Origin of the sequence: Vibrio sp. zbq_1, assembly GCF_043102935.1 — a bacterium.
GTDB classification, from domain to species: Bacteria; Pseudomonadota; Gammaproteobacteria; order Enterobacterales; family Vibrionaceae; genus Vibrio; species Vibrio parahaemolyticus.
This window is the reverse complement of record NZ_JBICJH010000011.1, coordinates 1-4,503: the sequence shown is the minus strand read 5'-3', so window position 1 is coordinate 4,503 and position 4,503 is coordinate 1. Positions and strand designations below refer to the sequence as shown.

Genomic DNA, 4,503 nt, shown 5'->3' with positions numbered 1-4,503 from the left:
GATTGTATGGAGTGTCTGGCTGAGTTATGTGGCGAGAATGATTCTGATGCTTTCTTGCAGGCGAGATGAATATTGATGTGGGTCAAAAAGCGCGATCAGGGAGAGATTTATGGAATCAACAGTTCAGGGAATTAACCCTTCGGGATGGGGAAGTTGATAGAGGTTGATAACTTTTATCGCGATTACCGACGAGTTGATGAGAGTTTATCTATCGGTAGAAGGTTTGATGTTTTTCTTATAACTGCATGAATAATATGGTTTTATATTTTTGTATTTATCATGTTTATCTCAACTTGATGTTGATTAACTAATCATTTTATTGATAACGCCAAGTTTATTTTTTTCCCGATTTTTGGGCGTAGTCTTCACTTCGAAATTTAGCGAGGTCGAGCAGGTATCTACTTCATAGCATCTCGCTAATAACCGTTCAGTTTGAGTCACGTTGACTTGAGTAGAATAGATTTGGAGATGTTATGTCATCGAATACGAAAAAAATCGGCCTAATTGCCTGTACGGGTGTAGTCGCCGGTAACATGATGGGTAGTGGTATTGCACTGTTACCTTCCAGCCTAGCTTCAGTAGGCTCTGTTTCAATTTTCAGCTGGCTGATCTGTTTGATCGGTGCACTGAGCCTTGCGTTTGTTTACGCTCGTCTGGCAACCAAAAACCCTCAAGAAGGTGGTCCTATCGCTTATGCGGGCGAAGTTTCCCCAGTCTTTGGTTTCCAAACGGGCGTGCTTTATTACCACGCGAACTGGATTGGTAACCTAGCTATTGCTATTACAGGTGTTTCTTACCTTTCAGTATTCTTCCCTGTGCTTAATGACCCAATCCCAGCGGGTATTGCGACGATTGCATCGGTATGGATCTTCACTTTCGTCAACCTACTTGGTGGTAGCTGGGTAAGCCGTCTATGTACGCTTGGTCTTGTTCTAATCCTAATTCCTGTTGTTGGTACCGCTCTATTTGGTTGGACGCACTTCGACACCGCGCTATACAGCCAAAACTGGAACGTATCTGCAGGTACTGATAGCCATGCGATTGTGACTGCGGTTCTTATCTGTCTATGGTCATTCGTTGGTGTGGAATCAGCAGCAGTATCGACAGGTATGGTAGAAAACCCTAAACGTACTGTACCGCTAGCAACCATGCTGGGTACTGGTATCGCAGGTGTGATTTACATCCTATCAACTCAAATGATCAGCGGCATGTTCCCTGCTTCTGAAGTTGCGGCATCAGGTGCGCCATTTGCATTGGCAACCACTGAGCTATTCGGTAGCTGGACAGCACCATTCGTATCAGCGTTCACAGCACTAGCATGTTTCACTTCGCTAGGCTCTTGGATGATGCTGGTGGGCGAGGCTGGTAAACGTGCAGCAAGCGATGGCAACTTCCCTAAAATCTACGGCGAAACTGACAAAAACGGTGTGCCTAAGAAAGGTCTAATCCTTGCGTCAATCAAGATGACAGCATTAATGGTTGTACTGATGTTCTTCAGCTCTAAAACAGCACATGCATCAGACCTGTTCAACCAGCTAACGACTGATGCAGTTCTACTAACTATGCTGCCTTACTTCTACTCAAGCATTAACTTGATTCGCTTCGAAGGTATGACAACACGTAACGGCTTCGTAATGCTGTTCTCTGGTGTAGCTTGTCTGTTCTGCTTCATTGCCCTTGCTGGTGCAGAAGGCGGTACGCTAACAGCAACCTTCATCGTGTCTCTCGTTATCTTGATGTTCTACAGCAAAAAAGCCGGCTTAGCTCAGTACATGAAGCTACACGCTGACGACATGCCTGCTCAAGCAAGCAACTAATCCCCAAACGCTGGCACTTCGGTGCCAGCCAATAAAAACAAATTCACTCGGCGCTCACCTTACTCACTGCCTGTAAATGGCAGAGAGCGCCTTCATTCGCCTTGGAGATGTCCAAATGAATATTTTCGCTATCTTGAACCACATGGGTGTGTTCTTTAAAGAAGAGCCAGTTCGTCAACTTCACGCTGCTCTTGAGAAAGCGGGCTACGAAGTGGTTTACCCAGTAGATGATAAAGACTTGATCAAAATGATTGAGATGAACCCACGCATTTGCGGTGTGCTGTTCGACTGGGATAAATACTCACTAGAGCTATGTGAACGTATTAGCCAAATCAACGAAAAACTGCCTGTTCACGCATTTGCTAACGAACAGTCTACTCTAGATATTTCACTAACAGACCTACGTCTAAACGTGAGCTTCTTCGAGTACGCTTTAGGTATGGCTGACGACATCGCTATCAAAATCAACCAAGCGACTGAGGCATACAAAGATGCCATCATGCCTCCATTCACTAAAGCGCTATTCAAATACGTAGAAGAAGGTAAATACACCTTCTGTACTCCAGGTCACATGGGTGGTACTGCATTCCAGAAAAGTCCTGCTGGTAGCATCTTCTACGATTTTTACGGTCCAAATACATTCAAAGCGGACGTATCAATCTCAATGCCTGAGCTAGGTTCTCTACTAGACCACTCAGGTCCACATAAAGATGCAGAAGAATACATCGCACGTACATTCAATGCAGACAGCTCGTACATCGTAACTAACGGTACGTCTACATCGAACAAAATCGTTGGTATGTACTCAGCACCTGCGGGCAGCACAGTACTGATTGACCGTAACTGTCACAAATCTCTGACTCACCTAATGATGATGAGCGACGTGACACCAATCTACTTCCGTCCAACTCGTAACGCATACGGCATCCTTGGTGGTATTCCACAAAGCGAATTCAGCCGCGACGTCATTGCAGAGAAAGTAGCGAGAACTCCAGGTGCAACAGCGCCAAGTTACGCAGTAGTGACTAACTCAACTTACGATGGTCTGTTGTACAACACACAATTCATCAAAGAGTCGCTAGACTGTAAACACATCCACTTCGACAGTGCTTGGGTGCCTTACACTAACTTCAACCCAATTTACGAAGGTAAATGTGGTATGAGTGGTGAAGCGATGCCAGGCAAAGTGTTCTACGAAACACAATCAACACACAAACTGTTGGCAGCGTTCTCACAAGCTTCAATGATTCACGTGAAAGGTGACTTTGATAAAGAGTCTTTCAACGAAGCATTCATGATGCACACTTCAACTTCACCTCAGTACGGCATTGTTGCTTCTACTGAAACTGCAGCGGCAATGATGCGCGGCAACACTGGTAAGAAGTTGATGCAAGACTCTATCGATCGCGCAATCCGCTTCCGTAAAGAGATCAAACGCCTAGAAGCAGAAAGTGACAGCTGGTTCTTCGATGTATGGCAACCAGAAAACATCGATACCACAGAATGTTGGAAACTAGACCCTAGCGACACATGGCACGGCTTCAAGAACATGGATGACAACCACATGTATCTTGACCCAATCAAAGTCACGCTACTGACTCCAGGGATGAACAAAGAAGGCGAACTAGAAGAATCAGGTATTCCTGCTTCGCTGGTGGCTAAATTCCTAGACGAGCGTGGCATCGTGGTAGAGAAAACAGGTCCATACAACTTGTTGTTCCTATTCTCAATCGGTATCGACAAATCAAAAGCAATGCAATTGCTACGCGGTCTAACTGAATTTAAACGTGGCTATGACTTGAACCTAACCATCAAGAGCTTCCTACCTTCGCTATATAACGAAGATCCAAGCTTCTATGAAGGCATGCGCGTTCAAGAATTGGCACAAGCAATTCATAACCTAACTAAGAAATACAACCTACCAGAACTAATGTACAAAGCGTTCGATGTTCTTCCAGAAATGAAAGTAACACCACACGCAGCATGGCAAGAAGAGCTTCGCGGTAACGTAGAAGAAATCAAACTGGAAGAAATGGTTGGTCGCGTAAGTGCGAACATGATCCTTCCTTACCCTCCAGGTGTGCCACTAGTACTTCCTGGTGAAATGGTGACTCAAGAGTCTCGCCCAGTGCTGGACTTCCTAGAGATGCTTTGTGAGATCGGTGCGCATTACCCAGGTTTCGAAACCGATATCCACGGTCTGTACCAACAAAAAGATGGTAGCTACACCGTAAAAGTATTGAAGAACTAAGTTCCTCTCGAAGATGACGCCATTGGGAATGCAAGCATGCTCCACTCTTACGAGCTCAATGTGTCATCGAACAACCACGACATTTAGATATACCCCTAGCTAATCTGTCGTAAAAGAGAAGGGCAAGGATGCTCTGATCTTTTCTTCTATATAGAAGAAGCAATTTCCAAGACTTCACCTGAAGTACCCCAAGTAAAAAGCAAAGACCAAAGAGCAGTTCGTCATCGTTCTGCTCTTTTTTTATCTTTTATACAGCAGGACGAAGAGAAAAAGCGCGTTGAGCGAAGATCATTTGCTTCAATTGCATCAAATTTGAAGATCGTAATTCAGGTAGAAACGCCCTTTTTCTTGAGGAAAGATCCTTTTAAATGAGAGAAAATAGCCAAGATCGCTTGGTATATACACAAAGTGATTGCTATTTGTTCGGTTGAAAGT

2 protein-coding genes are annotated in these 4,503 nt (G+C 44.6%); both read left to right on the top strand.

Annotated features, from left to right (window positions below; genetic code table 11):
- The first annotated feature begins 473 nt into the window (after positions 1–473).
- Entirely contained in the window at positions 474–1,817 is a 1,344-nt protein-coding gene (gene cadB / locus ACF8CV_RS07115) for a cadaverine/lysine antiporter (protein WP_005383654.1), read from the top strand.
- Between the two features lie 115 nt (positions 1,818–1,932).
- Positions 1,933–4,068, top strand: coding sequence for a lysine decarboxylase CadA (locus ACF8CV_RS07110; protein WP_069497711.1), 2,136 nt, complete (start codon positions 1,933–1,935; stop codon positions 4,066–4,068).
- Positions 4,069–4,503 lie beyond the last annotated feature (435 nt).